The organism is Kolteria novifilia, assembly GCA_007748055.1.
Lineage (GTDB): Bacteria > Planctomycetota > Planctomycetia > Kolteriales > Kolteriaceae > Kolteria > Kolteria novifilia.
In genome coordinates this window covers 2,661,100-2,677,909 of the sequence record CP036279.1, presented here as the reverse complement: position 1 = coordinate 2,677,909, position 16,810 = coordinate 2,661,100, and the positions used below count along the sequence as shown (strand labels likewise).

Here is a 16,810-nt window from a genome sequence, read left to right as displayed (position 1 = left end):
AGGTGCCTTACCGTGTTCGCAGCTTTCGCAAATCACCAAAAGCTGAAGAGCGTCGCCCTGACCGCTTCAGAGTCCCTTTGTCGCGAGGCATTGGGCGGGTTACCTTTGACCCGTAGTAGCTCTGTTCGGTCAGGGTGGCGCTCTGCGCGGAGGCCCCACATCACGTGACCAATCCCTGATCTGATCAACTGATTTCGACAACTTGACGTGATTTTGCGGCCGCGCAAAGAGCGGGCCGGCAAAGGTTGCAGCCTTTCCCGGCCCTACACAAGTCCACGCAATGGATTTGATCTTGTGCCCGTATCGTAGATGGTACGCGCGCCTAGGTCAAGGCTCTCTTGCCGGCCGTCCATGAAGGACGGCACAACAAATGAAGAAGCAACGTATCGGTTTGATTGAGCTCTTGGCCCGTATCGTGGTCGACATCGACGAGGAAGGAAACCTCTCGTTGGGTACGACCACCCACACCAACGAGGATCTGGGCGCCGACGCCGTCGGCCGAGCCCTCGCCATCCTCTACTCCGACACATGGCATTGGTCTCAACGATCGATTGCGGAGATCGCGAAAGCGGCTGGCTGTGATCGCTCGACGCTGAGCAGCAACCAGCGGTTTCGTCGTGCCTATCAGGCGAGCATGAGAGCGCATGAGGTTCCGCCGCGGCGTGGATTCAAGATGGACGATGGACGCATGGAGGCGATTGACGACAGGTCAGACGATGAGGAGTTCTAGCGATGAGCGCACGAAAGCTTCCGCCAGGAATGCGGTTGAGAGGCAAGGTCTACTACGCGTGGTTTCGACACCAAAACCAACTGATCCGAAAGCGGCTTTCGTCCGATTTCAACTCGGCGAAAAAGATGCTCACGGAGCTCCGGGCACGTGTCGAGCTTGCTGCGTTTGGTTTGCTCGACAACAAATATCCTTGGGACGAACTCAAGCGAGAGTTCTTGAAATGGGCGAAACAGACGACGCGGATGGAGAGAGAGTACCGGCAACATCTCGACAAGTTCGAATCCTACCGCCCTGTCGTCACAGTGGCAATGATCACTCCATCGCTAGTGATAGGTTATCGCGAATGGCGACAATCGATGGGGAACGTCTGCCCGCGAACCGTCAACAAGGAAATCACCACGCTCAACATTTGTTTGAACAAGGCGGTCAAGTGGAGGCGAATCGAGAGCAACCCGATCAAGGGGCTTGAGCCACTGAAGCACGACATCAAAAGGAAGGTACGACGGGCATTGTCGCCAGATGAGGTCAAGCGATTGATTGACGTCAGCCCACCGCACTTGGCGATTGTGTGGAAGACGTTCGTATCGACTGGGCTCCGCAAAGACGAATTGATCAACTTGACGTTGGATGACTATGACGCGGACGAGAAGACGGTAACGGTCCGGTCCGAGTTTGCGAAGTCTGGCAAGGCTCGGGACGTTCCGCTGATCGACAGTATTGTTGAGTTCATTGAGCAACGAAAGGATGAGGCCGCGCCAACGGATCCCATTTTCGTGGTTCCTAGGACAGGTCACCCCTGGAGGAATAACTTGCTCAGCCGCTTCTACGCCTATGCTGGAACTTGCCCATGCAAGAAGAAAGACCTTGCCAAGTGCCGATGCCTCATCAAACAACGGGCTGAAATCGAAGATGCTCGACCGAACGGATCGGTTGACATCCATAGCCTGCGAGTCACGTTTGTAACTGAAGCCATCAACAACGGGGCCAGCCCAAGAGCGGTCCAAGTGATCGTTGGTCACGCCACGCTTGAGATGACCATGGATATCTATACGAAGGCGACCGATCAGTCTAAGCGCAACGCGTTGGACTCGCTCCCTTGGGCGTAGGAAATCAATACCGACTGCTACCAACCAAGACGTAAGCGCGCACAAGAAAGAGCATTGACAGCATTTTCACCCTGAAACTGTTGCTGCAAAAGCGCTTACGTCGCTACGCTACGTTCTTCGAATCCGACGGTTGTAGGTTCGAATCCTACCGGGCGTGCTTTCTTCATCAACTCCAGCTTCGACGAAGCCTCTTCAAGGAAGAGGGTTCACTCGCAGAGCCATTGCTGACCTCTCCATCCATGCGCTCGATGGTCGAGTCGTCGCGCGCAGTGTCGGATTCCAGGCGGAAGGAACGCCACGTCGTCTGGGAAACGAGGTCCGCAATCGGCGATCGACCGATCCGGCGACGGGAACCGACGGGACGTCGTCCCGTGACTTTCGCGAGCGTCCGCGATCGATGACCATCGCGGGTCTTGGCGGCGTTGCGACCGGATGCCTTTCAATCCTGTGTTCTTGGTTGGCTAGAGTCACTGCGGCAGGCGGCTTGTGAAGAGGGTGCTGTTAGTCAACCGGTCTTCGCCATCGATGGCAAGACGAATCGCCGCAGCCACGACCGCAAACGCGGGCTGGGAGCGTTGCACGCGGTCAGCCTGTGGGCCAGCGAGTTGGGCCTGTCGTTGGGACAGGTCGCCTGCGAGGAGAAATCGAACGAAATCACGGCGATTCCCGAGCTATTGCGGTTGGTCGATCTCCAAGGAGCGATCATCACCATCGACGCGATGGGAACGCAGAAGGCGATCGCCCAGCAGATCGTCGAGGGCGGAGCTGACTATGTATTGGCAGTCAAGGGTAACCAAGAGAGCCTCGAGACAGCGATCGCCGACACCTTTCTGGTCGAGACCGAAGACGACTTCGCCATTGGCAAGGTTAGGCTCCGTCTCAAGAGTCGGCTCTGGCTTCGGCTGGCTACGTTGCCGCGGGCCGACGATCAACTCTTGAGACGAAGCCTAGTAGCCATGAGACGACCGAAACCGCCCACGGCCGCACGACGACACGAACCTATTATCAGATGCCGGCTCCGCGAAGCCTGGTGGACTCGGCCGCGTGGGCGGGACTTCGGACGATTGGCATGGTCATCGCGGTCTGCCTGCGAGACGGGAAAGAGACGGTCGAGATTCGCCGCTACATCAGTAGTCTTGGGATGGGCGTCCGACGTTTCGCCCGTGCCGTCCGCGGCCACTGGGGGGTCGAGAATTCCTGCCATTGGATTCTCGACGTCGTCTATCGCGAGGACGATTCACGTATCCGCGATCGACGCGCCCGCGAGAATTTCGCTTGGCTCGATCGTTTCACGCTCTCTCTCCTGAAGCAACATCCAGGCAAGGACAGCATCGCGATGAAACGCCGAAGCTGCGGTTGGAGCGACGACTTCTTGATGGAAGTTCTTACTGGAAAAGCCACTTAGTATGCGCTGGCCCTGGGGGGGACCGTAGGCTCCATTTCACCAACTTCGCACGGCTTTTCATCCAACGTCCACTTCCCCGTTGACCCTCCATGATGTCACGTGCTATCATGCCCTGCCGGGCATACGGTGAACGTGCGCTTCGCCGCGCCCCATGCGCCGACTCGTCTCCAACCGGAAAGCACGCCATGCCCTTTCCCCTTCGTCATCGTGCGTTCACCCTCGTCGAACTCCTCGTCGTTATCGCGATCATCGGCGTTCTGGTCAGCCTGCTGCTTCCCGCCGTGCAACAGGCCCGGGAAGCCGCCAAGCGTGCCCAGTGCCGCAACAACTTGCGACAGATCGGCGTCGCGCTGCACGGCTACGCCGAGTCTCACGGACGCTTCCCTCCCGCCGCGGTCTGTAGCGACTCGGGAGGATGTCGCAACAGCGCCAACAACGGAGTCAACGCGCGCGATACCAACTGGGGAGCGAGTTGGGTCACGATGTTGCTTCCGTTTCTCGATCAGCAGCAGTTGCACAATCGCTACAACTTCGCGCTGCCGACGGGCGATCCTCAAAACGAACTGGTGACGCGGACGAAACTCAACGTCTGGAAGTGTCCGAGCGACATCGAGACGAACATCATCCTCGACACCTTCACCGGACAAGGCGAGTTCTGGCGGGGAAACTACGTCGGCAACGGCGGCGTCGGCAGTATCGTCAGCGACGCTCACTACGACGACGCCAAGCTTCGGGGAGTATTCCATCTTTCGCGGCAGTGGGGAGGCCGGCTCGGCGACATCACCGACGGTACCAGTAAGACGCTCCTCACCTCGGAGATCCTCGTCAACTCAAACCCCAGCTACAACATCTCCTACGACGACTCGCGCGGGGCTTGGGGGTTCGCCGGCGGAACAATCATCAGCGGCAAGACGACCGATCCCTTTCGCATCCTCGTTCCCAACATCGTTTCGTCACTGGGCAATCGCGACTACGTCGCTCTCTGTCCCGACGGCCCCACCGCGGGCGACCCGATCTTCTACTGCGGGGATAGTGTCGATAGCGTGAATCACTGGATGGCCCCACGAAGCCGACACGCGGGCGGCGTCCACGCCGGCTGGGCGGACGGAAAGGTCGATTTCCTCAGCGACACGATCGACGCCAACATCTATCGGCGGATGCTCGCGATTTCCGACGGCGAGATCATCGACTCCTTTTGACCGGTGCGCGCAGTCCGTTGATCGAAGCGGGCCAAGGCGAGAACGAGCCATGTTGGCCCACATCAAGGAGAAGAAACGGAGGCGAATCGGTCGATTCGTCGAGTTTCTTGGACGCCGAGACTAATCAAAAGGTTCGCTCGCAGCCGGCAGCGAATAGATCGACGGGCCGCTAGGAGCGGGTGGGCCGGGCATCGACTCACCTACTTGCGACAACCACCCGTCTAATTCTTTCGCTACAATGACTCCTCGACACGTCTCGGATAGGAGAGGCTGAAGATTCGATCACTCTGAGGAGTTCCGACTCAATGGACTCGAAACGACGTTCCGTCCTGGCGATCGCCAGTTCCCTTCTCTTCGTCGCCAGTGCCGTCGGCGGGGACCAATGGACCGACTTTCGCGGACCGACCGGCCAAGGAATCGCCAAGGCGAAGGGTGTCCCCATCCAGTGGAGCCCCAAGCACAACGTCACTTGGAAGACCCCCGTTCCAGGGGAGGGCTGGTCCTCTCCCATCGTCTATCGCGGGAGAATCTTCCTCACCAGCGCTGTCCCCGCTCCCGGCGGCGACAAAGGCGACTTGTCGCTCCGCGCGATCTGCCTCGATGAAGAATCGGGCGATATTCTTTGGAACAAGGAGATCTTCCAACAGAAGGGATCGGACGCTCCTCGCATCCACTCGAAGAACAGTCACGCCAGCCCATCACCGCTCATCGATGACGGCAAACTCTTTGTCCATTTCGGACACCAAGGGACCGCCTGCCTCGACTTGAAGGGCAAGACGCTCTGGAAGAACCGGGCGATCACCTACGAGCCGGTTCACGGCAACGGCGGCACACCGATTGTCGTCGACGATCTGCTCATCTTCACCTGCGATGGCAAGGAGGATCCCTTCGTCGTCGCCCTCGACAAGAAGACCGGTAAGGAACGCTGGCGCAGCTACCGCGAGGTCGATTCCGATCGAGGATTCTCGTTCTGCACGCCGCTGGCGATCGAAGTCGACGGCAAGACCCAGGTCATCTGTCCCGGCAGCAACGTCGTCAGCGCCCTCGATCCCGAGACGGGTGAGAAGATCTGGTCGGTCGATTACTACGGCTGGTCGGTCGTCCCGCGCCCGGTCTTCGGCAAGGGGCTCGTCTTCATCTCCACCGGTTACATGACGCCGTCACTGCTGGCGATTCGACCTGATGGCAAAGGCGACGTCACCGACTCGCATGTCGTTTGGTCAACTTCCCGTGCCGTGCCCAACACGCCGTCGATGCTTCAGGTCGAGGATGAGCTCTACACCGTGTCGGACAAAGGAATCGCGACGTGCTTCGACGCCGCCACCGGCAAGGTCCATTGGCGCCAACGTCTCGGCGGGAACTTTTCGGCGTCGCCGCTCTATGCCGACGAGAAGATCTACTTCCAAAGCGAAGATGGTAAAACGACGGTGATTCACCCGGGGACCGAGTTCATCCCGATCGCGGAAAACGATCTCGACGAGACGACCTTCGCCTCGTACGCCGTCTCCGACGGTGCTTTCTTCATTCGGACGAAGGAACATCTCTATCGTTTTGACGAGAAGGGCGAATTGGCAGATACCGGCCCATGATGAAAACGATCGCTCCCGTCGCCACCGTGAGAACCGTCCCCACGACTTGAGCCGGCTTCATGAACGCGAGCACCCCGGCCGTCGCCAGCGTGCTCGCGACGTAGATTCCCGGCAAAACCAAGGAGGGCGTCGGCGTCGTCGCCTTCCGAACCCTCGGCACGAAGAGACACGACACCGTGCACGCGGCACATACCGATAGCGTCAGCCCCAGATAGTCCAACAGGTCCCGCAGCGTGCTCCAGTAGACCAGCCCGGACGCCAGCAGCACTTGCAGAACGATCGCGGCCCGGGGCGAGTCCCCCTCGAAGCGAAGGACGCCTGGCAAGAGCCCGTCGGCGGCCATCTTCGCGTAGACCCGCGGCGCCGCCATCATCATGCTGAAGACCGACGTCACCAGAGCGATCACGACCGTCATCCGTGCGAGACGACCGAACCAGTCGCCGCCGAGAGCTTGCGCCGCCAGCGCCGCCACGTCGGGCTTTCCAACAACCGCCTCCGGGTTGGCGTAGACGAAGACCGCGTTGAGCAACAAGTACAGCACGACAACCGTCGAGGTTCCGAGCAACAGCGCCCACGGGACGGTCCGTTCCGGCTCCTCGGCCTCCTCCGTCAAGTAGACCGCCGCGTTGAACCCCAGGTAGCTGAACGAGATCCAGACCAATGACTGGGCGAACGCGACGAAGGGGAAGCCGCCCTCCCCGCCCTCAACACTGGTCCCACCCCAAGGATGGGTCGGCAGCGTTGTCGCCGCCAGCAGCAGAAGCACCACGAGCAAGCCGAGTTTGATGGCGACAACGACGTTTTGGGCGACGACGCCGACTCGGCCTCTCACTCCATGCAGGAGTCCCGTGACGACGATCAAGAAGATCGCGGGAGCGTCCTCGGAAATCCAAGTCGGTCGATGGGTCTCGGGAAAGAGGTAGCTTTCGAAGGCGGTCGCCGCATAGGCGATCCCTCCCGAGAAGCCGGCGATGAGCGAGATCCAGCCGGCCACAAACCCGAACGCGGGATGGATTGCCCGCGAGAGAAAGAGGTACTCTCCTCCCGATTCGGGCATCGCGCGGGCGAGCTTGCCATACGCGTCGGCCCCCGCCAGCGCGATCGCTCCCGCGACTAGCCACGCGAGAACCACCCAGGCCGGCGAGCCGAGACTTTGTAGTGTGAACCCCGAGGTCGTGAAGACTCCCGCGCCCACCATGTTGGCAATCACCAAAAAGGTCAGCGTCGGAAGCCGAAGATGTTGGCGTGTCGTGGTGATCCCCTAAATTCTCGGAAGATGGTTTGTCTCATCGTCGGCACATCGCCGATCGGTCCGTTCTCTTCGCAGAAACCAATAGGGCAAGCCGAAGCGTCCTTCGTGGACTTTCGAATCGGAGCTTAGCATCGATCCACGAATGAGGCATCATGGACGTGGGTGAGAAGATCGTTCGGGTCTCCCGAGTCGGATCCCTGGCATCTGATTCGGATCACCCACCGAAGAACGAGCGGCGAGAGGGCCCTCGCCGAAGGACACACCGGGTGGTCCCATTTGCGGATGGGCAAGGTGGACTACCGCGACGAGGGGAACCCGATGGCCGAGATCGCACCAAAACTCCAAGCCGCGCTCGCGCTTCACCAACGCGGCGACCTTGACGCGGCGGAGCGGTCCTACCGGAACATCTTGCGAGACGCGCCCGGACACCCCGATGCCCAGCATTTGCTTGGCCTCGTCCTGCATGCGCGCGGCCGAACCGACGAAGCCCTCACGTCGATTGATCAAGCGATCGAACGGCACGACAATCCGACCTACTGGGCGAACCGCGGAGCCGTCTGTCTCGAAACCCAACGACTCGATGAGGCGGCGACCGCCTTCGAGAAGGTCGCTCAGGCACGGCCCGAGGACATCGCCAACCTCGAACGTCTCGCGGCGGTCCTCATTCATCAGCAGCGCTGGAACGATGCCATCCCCACGGCACGCGCGATCCGCGATGCGCGGCCCGAGAACCCGGAAGCCCACGTCACCCTCGGCAATCTTCTCTTCATGGCCCAACAGCCCTGGGAAGCCGAAACCTCCTTTCGCGCCGCACTGAAGATCAATCCCCACCATGCCAACGCTTGGTACAATCTCGGCAACGTCCTCGTCAAGGATGGTCGCGTCGACGAAGCTCTCGACGCCTTCCGCCAAGCGGCGACGTTGCAACCTGGACACGCGAAAGCGAACGCCAACACCGCCCTCATGCTGCTGCAACGAAACGCCCCACACGAGGCACTCCCCTTCGCCCGACGAGCCAACGAACACGCATCGGGGGATGCCAACAACCTCTTCATCCTGGCCAACACGCTCCACCGGCTCGAACAAGCGGAGGAAGCGATTGCCCTCTTTCGCCAAGTCCTCGGCCAACAACCACGGCATCCGGGAGCCCTGCAAAACTTGGCCAATCTGCTCCGAGAACTGGGACGATTCGACGGCGCCGAGACGGTCTATCGCGAACTCCTGAGCATCGATCCGGACTCGGCGATTGGCCACTGGGGGCTCGGCGAGACGCTTGAACGAAAGGGAAACCTCGCCGAGGCCGAATCGGAACTGCGCCGCGCGGTCGAACTCGAACCGCTCGATGCGCGTTTTCGTGCCGCCCTGACGCTCGCTCTCGCATCAACCTGCGATTGGCGTCAGCGAGACGAGGTCGATCAGGTCATCGCCGACACGAGGTCGACCTTTCTCGGCGGCCAGCCGATGGTGATGACCCCATCGATGGCGAGCAAGCTCCCGTTCACGGGAAGAGATCGCCTCGCGATCGCCCAACGATTCAGTCGTGACCTTACCGCCTCGCTCCCACCCAACTACCGCCCCCTCGCCGACGAGCGCATCCGAACCTCGGGCCCGCGACGCAGGATCGGCTACCTCTCCCACGACTTCCGCGATCACGCGACCTCGCACCTCATGGGCTCGGTCTTCGGCTGCCACGACAAGGATCACTTCGAGGTCTTTGCCTATTCGATGGGTCCCGACGACGGCAGCGAGTTCCGCCGACGAATCGCCGAAGACGGCGAGCACTTCGTCGACGTCGCCGCGTTGACGCCCCAAGCGATCGCCGAGCGGATAGCCAGCGATGGCATCGACATCCTGGTCGATCTGATGGGCTACGCCGCGAATCATCGCGCGGGCGTCCTCGCCCTACGACCCGCCCCAGTTCAGGTCAACTACCTCGGTTTTCCCGGGTCGATGGGCGCCGACTTCATCGACTACCTCATCGCCGATCCCATCATCGCCCCCAGTACTCGCTCGGAGGACTACCAAGAGTCGCTGGTCCTCCTTCCCCACTGCTACCAACCGACCGACCACCGCTTCGCGTTACCCGAAGCGCCCAGTCGCTCGACCGAGGGACTCCCGGAAAAGGACTTCGTCTATTGTTGTTTCAACACCGGCTGGAAGATCGAACCCGATGTCTTCGGCTGTTGGATGAGCATTCTGCGGCAGGTTCCCGAGAGCGTGCTCTGGCTCCTCCCGAAGTGGGAAGCGTGCGAGCCTCATCTGCGGCGCGAGGCCGAAGCCGCGGGCATCGACGCATCGCGTCTCGTCTTCGCCCCCGTGCGATCACGCTACGAGCACTTGGCTCGTCATCGACTCGCCGATCTCTTTCTCGATACCTTCTTTTGCACCGCCCACACGACCGCCAACGACGCGATGTTGGCCGGCGTGCCTCTGTTGACTCTGCTCGGCGAGTCCTTCCAGGAACGCGTCGCCGCAAGTGTCGTCACCGCCGCCGGTCTTCCCGAACTCGTCGTTGACGACAAGGAGACGTACGTCGAACGAGCCGTCGTCCTGGCGACGACCGAGCGCGAAAGGCTGAGGGAGCTACGAAGCCGCCTCGACACTCTCCGCTCCTCGGCTCCCCTCTTTGACACGCCGCAAATGGTCCATTATCTTGAAGCGGCCTTTCGCCAGATGTGGAGCCGATTCGAACGTGGCCAGGCCCCCGCGATGATGCACGTAAGCGACACGGCGGACTAGTCCCCCACTGCGGCGAGTTCCGCGCCACCGTCAACCCGCGCAACCACCTCGCCCACTGCTTCTGCTGCTAGCGAAACCTCAACAATATCGACTTCCTGCTCGAACTCGGCTACGACTTCCGCGCCGCCGTCACCCTCCTCGACCAATGGCTCCGCCGCTATCAGCTCCAAAAGTCCCAAAACAAAAATCGTACCCCGCCATTCCCGTCGAAGTAGGACGGCAGCTCACCGGCCTCAACTGTCGTCCAAGGGACCGGCCATGCGCAAGCAACGAACAAGCCAATCCCTTCGCGCCCATCCTCCTCCAGAATTCCCGACAATTCGGCAACACCACCTCCAACATCCCAAAATCCCTACAGCCCTAATTCGGCAACGAATGCGACCAGAATTTGAACCGGGACAGCCAGCCAATCTCATCGCACCCATCCTCCTCCAAAACTCCCGACAATTCGGCAACACCGCCTCCACAGACACAAAATCCTTGAAGCCCTAATTCGGCAACGAATGCGACCAGAATTTGAACCGGGACAACTCAAAACGGGGACACCTACTTCTGGTTGCAGTACAACTCGACGGGAACACAGACAGCAAGAACTCCTAGTGACCCGTAGAAGAGCAGGCCTCCGGTATCTCCGAGAAGGATCCAAGCGACCTCCGTTTTCCAATCTGCGTTGCTCGCACCAGAATACACAGGTGGCGACATAACGGAAAAAAGAACTCCAATGACGCCGCAAAAGATAGCCGTTCGCTGCCAACAGTCCGGTGTGCCCGCCAGTGATACCGACATGCCGACAATCATCACAACGGCCACAGAACCGGCAAAGGTCCACCTCGCAAAGTCCCCACCCAAGAGACATGCCAAGAACAGCAAGGTTACCGTTGATGGAGCTAACAAAAACGCCCTATGCATCCTCATGGCAAGACAAGCAAAGGGAAAAGTAACTGTTGGCAAAAACAGTACCATTGATTCCGTGTGCCAGGGCGTGCGTACTAGCGCTCGCAAAATCATGCCCCAGACAATCGCCCAAGCACAAAGATAGTACTGCGAGAAGCGCATCTTTATCCACACACTGCCTCCAATGAGCATGACAAGAAGAGAGCAGGCACTGCTTTGCTCGCTACCTAAGTGGCCAATCATCATCTTGCGGATAGCTTCCGCCTTCGTTAGTGCACCTGGTAATACTACCATAAAGCTGATTCACCGCATGATCGACGGCCATCAAGGCATCTGGAGTGCCTGCACAGATCATAAATGAATGGCTCTATTGCCAAATCTGTGGGTGGTGAGTGTCTTCTCCGGTGCGCGTTCACGGGTTGACCTTGACGAAAACGGTGGATTGTTCAGTCTTCGTTCATGGAAGGTCATCGGGAGCAAGCATGGAGGATTGCGACGGCGCCACTCGAAGAGCGAGTGGTCGCCATCGAGGAGATCCTGATTCGCCTGAGTAAGCTTGAAGAAGAGGTAGAGGATCTTCGGGCGAAGGCGGGTCAGGATTCGACGAACTCTTCTCGTCCTCCTTCGAGCGATGGTCCTCGTGGCCAGTCCAAGGGGAAGGCGAAGCGCAAGCCACCCTCCGCGCCAACGGGTCGTAAGCGAGGCGGTCAGCAAGGTCATCCGAAGCACTCTCGGCCGTTGACGCCTCCGGAAAAGGTGGCCGCGGTGGTCGATTGCAAACCGCGGTCGTGCGGTGATTGTGGGGCGCCACTGCATGGGGACGACGCGACGCCCGTCCGGCATCAGGTCGCGGAAATCCCTCCCATCGAGCCGGTGGTCACCGAGTATCGACTTCATGAGTGCGTCTGTGACCGGTGCGGGGCTCGGACGCGCGGCGGCTTGCCCAAGGGGGTACCCACGGGCAGCTTCGGTCCCCGGTTGACCGCGATCTTGGCCTTGCTCTCGGGCGGCTGCCGGTTGGGGAAGCGGACCGTCCAACAATTGGCCGACCAACTCTTCGGCCTGACCATCTCGCTGGGCATGATCTGCAAGTTGGAACGCCGGGTGGCCGAGGCGTTGGAGCAGCCGATCGCCCATCTTGGCGAGTACGTGCGAACCCAGCCGGTCAACATCGACGAAACCTCCTGGCGTGAGCATAAGAGCAAGAGTTGGTTGTGGGTGGTGGTCGCTCCCTTGGCCACCTTCTTTCACATCGCTGACCGTCGAACTGGCCAAGTGGCCAAGTCGCTGCTCGGCGAAGCGTATGATCAAGTAGCCACTTCGGATCGTCACGGCGCCTACAACTGGATCAAGCATCGCCAACTTTGCTGGTCGCATCTGCGGCGCGACTTTCAAGCCATGGTCGATCGCGGCGGAGCCGGTCAGCCCATTGGCGAGCGTTTGCTATCGATGTCCGATGCCCTCTTTATCTGGTGGCATCGGGTTCGTGACGGCGATCTGGCCCGCAGCAGCTTTCGCACCTATGTCAGCATCCTCCGTGGCGAACTAACCGACGCTCTCGAAGCGGGAATGCAATGCGGCTGCGCGAAGACCGCGCGGATCTGTAAACGATTGCTCAAAGAAGAAGCGCATCTTTGGACGTTCGCACGCCTCGAAGGGATCGAACCGACCAACAACACCGGCGAGCGAGCGATCAATGTCGCGGTGCGTTACCGTAAAATGAGCGGGGGAACCGACAGCGAGGCGGGAAGTCGATTTGTCGAGCGCGTCCTCTCGGTCGTCGCCACTTGCCGACAACAAGGCCGCGACGTCCTGGAATATCTCACGGAATGCCTGCAGGCCAAACTGCATCAACTCGAACCGCCTTCGCTGGTACCATCACGCGAGCACTAACATCCTACCCAACCAAACCAACACGCCCGCCGATCAAACCCCGTGAACGCGCACCTTCTCCGTTCCGCTTGGTAGTGGAGGTTACCGCCGTAGGCCAAGGGCCGCGTCCGGCTGCTGCTTTGCCTGGTCTTCTCGCTTCGCTCGCCCTGCAGCCTCGCCATCGTGGCTCGGCTTCGGTCGCCCGGCAAAGACTCCTCCTTGGCCGTTGGCGGGGAGGATGTTCCACTGGTCAAGCGGAAAGGAGAGAAGTCGGCAGGAGGGAGTAAAAGAGCATCCCGCTCTCGAGTGGCGCATGATGGAGTTTGCGAGGACTTCTTCAAACGCCAGCCGCGAGAGACGGGATGCAACTGCAGGTTATCCTCAACGCCTTGGAGCGTCACGGGAGTTTCGTCTACGAATCGGTGGCTTGGACTGATTCGTCGAAACGGGGACTGCTGGTTCGGGTTCGCCCACGGCGTCGCAGTCGGCCGATCTGTTCGGGTTGCGGGAATCGTGGCGGCACTTACGACCACCTGCCGGAACGCCGTTTCCAGCATGTGCCGTTGTGGGGCCTGGCGGTTTGGCTGGTCTACGCGGCGCGGCGGGTCGCATGCCCTGCTTGCGGGGTGAAGGTGGAACGCCTTCCCTGGGCCTCGGGCAAGGAGCGGACGACGTCGAGCTTCCAATGGTTCCTGGCCCGTTGGGCCAAACGCTTGAGCTGGCGTGAGACCGCCGCGATCTTCGGCACGAGTTGGCACACCGTCTTTCGTGCGGTGAAAATGGCGGTTTGCTGGGGAATCCGCCATCGCGACCTGGAAGGGATCGAGGCGATCGGCATCGACGAGGTCGCCTACCGCAAGGGCCATCAGTACTTCACCCTGGTCTATCAGATCGACCGCGGATCGCGTCGTCTGCTTTGGGTCGGGCAAGACCGGACCAAGGAGACGCTCGGTCGTTTCTTTCGCTTCTTCGGCAGGCGGCGAACCGAGCGGCTGAAGTACATCTGCAGCGACATGTGGAAGGCCTACCTGTCGGTCATCGCTCGCGAGGCCAATGGGGCCCTGCACATCCTCGACCGCTTCCACATCATGCAGTTGTTCAACAAGGCGATCGACAAGGTGCGGGCCCAGGAGGCTCGCGAACTCAAACGCAAGGGCTTCGAGGTGCTCAAGCGGACGCGTTGGCTGCTGCTCAAGCGTCGCGGCAACCTCAAACGCAAGGAGGTCCTTCGTCTCAACGAGTTGTTGACGCACAACCTCAGGACGGTCAAGTGCTACCTGATGAAGGAAGATTTCCAGCGGCTTTGGGACTACAAGGCTCCCTGGCGGATCGGATCCTTCTTCCAGGAGTGGCTCGATCGGGCCTTGAGCACACGGATCGAACCGATGCGCAACCTGGCACGAACCCTCGAGCGTCACGCCGAGCAGATCTTCAATTGGTTCGAGGCAAAAGGAGAGATTTCCGCGGGCGCCGTCGAGGGAATGAATCTGAAGGTCAAATTGACGACCCGCCGATCCTACGGCTTTCGCGACCCCAGCACCCTCAAATACGCTCTCTATCACAATCTCGGGAACCTCCCCGAGCCACCATCGACCCACAAATTCTGAAGACGAGGCAAACAATACTCTTCCGGTGAGTCCAAGCTGGGGTAACCGCCTTGCTTGTCGAGCCATTCCTGGATCCACCTCTGCACGGAAAGAAGCGTCAACTCAGAAAACTGCTTCTCCAGTCCAGGATTGTTCGTAAGAAAGATCTTTCGTTTCCATTCCCAAGTGCACTGCCAGGCTGAGGGTATCGATGAACTGATCGATGCCCCGGCACCAAGCAACATTGCATGCGGTACTTCGTGGTCCACGCCAATGGCGCGAATGAAAGCATCAAGTGGTAACGAGAAATCATCCATGTACTATCCCAACTCCCGTTCCAAACAGCTCAATAGCTCGATGCACATCAATAGGGCTGACACGGCAACTCCGAGATATACCCGAATGTTGTGTGGTGGTTGAAGGAAAAAAGCGGCGTATCCTGCTGGTGAGGTAGTTGAGATTTCATCAGCGGCCCGACGAGGGCAACGGAGGATACGCCATGAGCAAGAGTACTTGGGAAGAACTCGGGAATCCAGCGGAGAGTCGGGAATCGGAAGCTCTTTCGCTTCCCGCTGCTGGTGAGAAAAAGAGCCCGCTGGATCAGATCGTCCGCGAGGGGGCCCAGCGGATGCCACGGCTGGCCATCGGGGACGGAGCCCTTGGCTTCTGGGCCGCGCTTCGCAAGGTCTACGGCGAGACCCGCGAGCAACGCTGTTGGCTTCACAAGACCGCCAACGTCCTCAACAAGATGCCCAAGAGCGTCCAGCCAAAAGCCAAGGCCGATCTGCACGAGATCTGGATGGCCGCCACCCGGGAGGAGGCACGCAAGGCGTTCGACCATTTCGTGGAGAAGTACGGGGCGAAGTATCCGGGAGCTTCGCAGTGTCTGGAAAAGGATCGCGACGTGCTGTTGACCTTCTACGACTTTCCCGCCGAGCACTGGAAGCACTTGCGGACCACCAACCCGATCGAATCGACCTTCGCCACGATTCGACTTCGCCAGAGAAAGACCAAGGGATGCGGCAGCAGACGAGCAAGCTTGACCATGATGTTCAAGCTCGCACACGCCGCACAGAAGGGATGGCGACGACTCAATGGCTACGAGAAGATCGTCCCTCTCCTCGAAGGAAAGACGTTCGTTGACGGAGACCTGCAGGACGCCGCTTGAACTTCCTCAGAACACAACGTTTGACAGTAGCTCGAATCAATCAGATGGCACTCAAATGTCACCCGAGAATCACCGAGTAGTCGATCAAGAGTCACTCAACGTTTCCCAAGATTCACTCGGGAGTCACCGAAGAGTCACTTTGTCAGAAGGTCAAGCGAGCAGGAGGCTACGTCTTGGCAAAGGCGAAGGCGGCGTAGTTCGGGTCTTGGACCAACGATTGCTCAAGCGACATCCCGACTTGAGCTGCTGCCTGCGTCATCCATTCGACCGACTCGGGAAAATCCGACGATTCGACGTGCTCGACCGCCATCTCCCGCTGTCTTTCGGTCATCGCTTCGCATTCGGTCCGAATTCGGTGTGTCACCCGATCCACCGCCTGCCGGTAGTTCTCCTCGTCGCGGCGCATGACGTCCGCCCAGAGAAAGAGGCCGCCTGGCTTGAGGACGCGCGCGACGTGGGCAATCACCGCTCGCTTTGCTTCCTCTTGGAAATGATGAATCGAGTAGCTCGCCAGCACGAGATCGACGCTGCTGTCGGGGATCTCCATCAACTGGGCCGCCAAGTCGCCGTTGCGGAGGGTGAAACGCCCATTCCACTCGCGAAACCTCGTTGCCGCTCGCTCGATCGCGGCCTCGGAAACATCGACGCCGAGGTATTGCTCGAACGGGATCGCTCGCAAGACATTCCAAGCGAGCCAGCCGTCACCACACCCCAGGTCGACGATCCGTCCCTGAGCGGGGACTCGCTGGCAACAGCGGGCGAATGACTCGACGAGTTCGCGATGCAGCATGTAGTTGTGCCGGATGACCGCCTCGTAGATCTCCCACTGCTCGAACAGGATCCGCGTGTTGTCAATGGCGTCTTGATCCATCGTTGGTACTCGGCAATGGCGGAACCGCAAGCTGGGGCCAATAGCAGTCCGTTGATCTATTCGCTGCCGGCTGCGGACGGCCCTTTTAACCAATCTCGGCGTTGGAAAACCTCGACGAATCTACCGATTCGCCTGCGCTTTTCCTCCTTGATCTTGGCCAACATGGCTCGTTCTCGCCTTGGCCCGCTTGAATCAACGGACTGCTAGGGGCGGTTCGACCTAGTTATGGTGATCACGTCCCGACGTAACGTCGGTTCTACGTGGAATGATACGATGTGGCAGGCAAGGAATCACAGTCCACGAATGACGCGGGTCTTCTTCGCATGCTCACGCAAGCGTGAGCATGACCCGAGTCGTGAATGGCGCCCGCGACCGTGGGACTGGCGTGCGACGAGTGCA

Annotated in this window: 10 protein-coding genes and 2 pseudogenes; 10 read left to right on the top strand and 2 right to left on the bottom strand. The window is 59.9% G+C overall.

Features of this window, described 5'->3' with window-relative positions; genetic code table 11:
- Positions 1–370 precede the first annotated feature (370 nt).
- The 6 genes and pseudogenes from Pan216_RS09895 (at position 371) to Pan216_RS09875 (ending at position 6,029) form a co-directional block, all read left to right on the top strand.
- Positions 371–730 (top strand): hypothetical protein, encoded by a 360-nt coding sequence (locus tag Pan216_RS09895; RefSeq protein WP_145257834.1) that lies wholly within the window; start codon positions 371–373, stop codon positions 728–730.
- Between the two features lie 2 nt (positions 731–732).
- Complete coding sequence (locus Pan216_RS09890; RefSeq protein ID WP_145257833.1) at positions 733–1,836, top strand: tyrosine-type recombinase/integrase; 1,104 nt, start codon at positions 733–735, stop codon at positions 1,834–1,836.
- A 413-nt stretch (positions 1,837–2,249) separates the two neighbouring features.
- A pseudogene (locus Pan216_RS28155) lies at positions 2,250–2,654 on the top strand (ISAs1 family transposase); the annotation flags it as partial.
- Between the two features lie 74 nt (positions 2,655–2,728).
- A complete protein-coding gene (locus Pan216_RS28150) occupies positions 2,729–3,241 on the top strand; it encodes an ISAs1 family transposase (protein WP_419193666.1) in 513 nt (170 codons plus the stop codon).
- Between the two features lie 185 nt (positions 3,242–3,426).
- Positions 3,427–4,440 carry a DUF1559 domain-containing protein gene (locus Pan216_RS09880; protein WP_419193469.1) on the top strand — a complete coding sequence of 338 codons (1,014 nt, stop codon included), beginning with the start codon at positions 3,427–3,429 and terminating at the stop codon, positions 4,438–4,440.
- A 305-nt stretch (positions 4,441–4,745) separates the two neighbouring features.
- Positions 4,746–6,029, top strand: a complete 1,284-nt coding sequence (locus Pan216_RS09875; RefSeq protein WP_145257830.1) for a PQQ-like beta-propeller repeat protein — start codon at positions 4,746–4,748, stop codon at positions 6,027–6,029.
- Here Pan216_RS09875 and Pan216_RS09870 read toward each other — a convergent pair.
- On the bottom strand, positions 5,962–7,251 hold the full coding sequence (locus Pan216_RS09870) for an APC family permease (protein ID WP_419193665.1): 1,290 nt from the start codon (positions 7,249–7,251) through the stop codon (positions 5,962–5,964). The genes Pan216_RS09875 and Pan216_RS09870 overlap by 68 nt on opposite strands.
- Positions 7,252–7,572: 321 nt before the next feature.
- On the opposite strand from Pan216_RS09870, the gene Pan216_RS09865 reads away from it, so the two are divergent.
- The 4 genes and pseudogenes from Pan216_RS09865 to Pan216_RS09850 all read left to right on the top strand — a co-directional run.
- A complete protein-coding gene (locus tag Pan216_RS09865) occupies positions 7,573–10,020 on the top strand; it encodes a tetratricopeptide repeat protein (protein WP_419193468.1) in 2,448 nt (815 codons plus the stop codon).
- A 1,353-nt stretch (positions 10,021–11,373) separates the two neighbouring features.
- The gene (gene tnpC, locus Pan216_RS09860; protein ID WP_419192686.1) at positions 11,374–12,807 is read left to right on the top strand and encodes an IS66 family transposase; all 1,434 of its coding nucleotides are present in this window, start codon (positions 11,374–11,376) and stop codon (positions 12,805–12,807) included.
- 341 nt (positions 12,808–13,148) lie between these two features.
- The gene (locus Pan216_RS09855) at positions 13,149–14,393 is read left to right on the top strand and encodes an ISL3 family transposase (RefSeq protein ID WP_145257827.1); all 1,245 of its coding nucleotides are present in this window, start codon (positions 13,149–13,151) and stop codon (positions 14,391–14,393) included.
- A gap of 550 nt (positions 14,394–14,943) precedes the next feature.
- Positions 14,944–15,540 (top strand): annotated as a pseudogene (locus tag Pan216_RS09850) (IS256 family transposase); the annotation flags it as partial.
- A 166-nt stretch (positions 15,541–15,706) separates the two neighbouring features.
- Here the strand turns inward: Pan216_RS09850 and Pan216_RS09845 are convergent.
- Positions 15,707–16,411, bottom strand: a complete 705-nt coding sequence (locus tag Pan216_RS09845; protein ID WP_145257826.1) for a class I SAM-dependent methyltransferase — start codon at positions 16,409–16,411, stop codon at positions 15,707–15,709.
- Between the last annotated feature and the right edge of the window lie 399 nt (positions 16,412–16,810).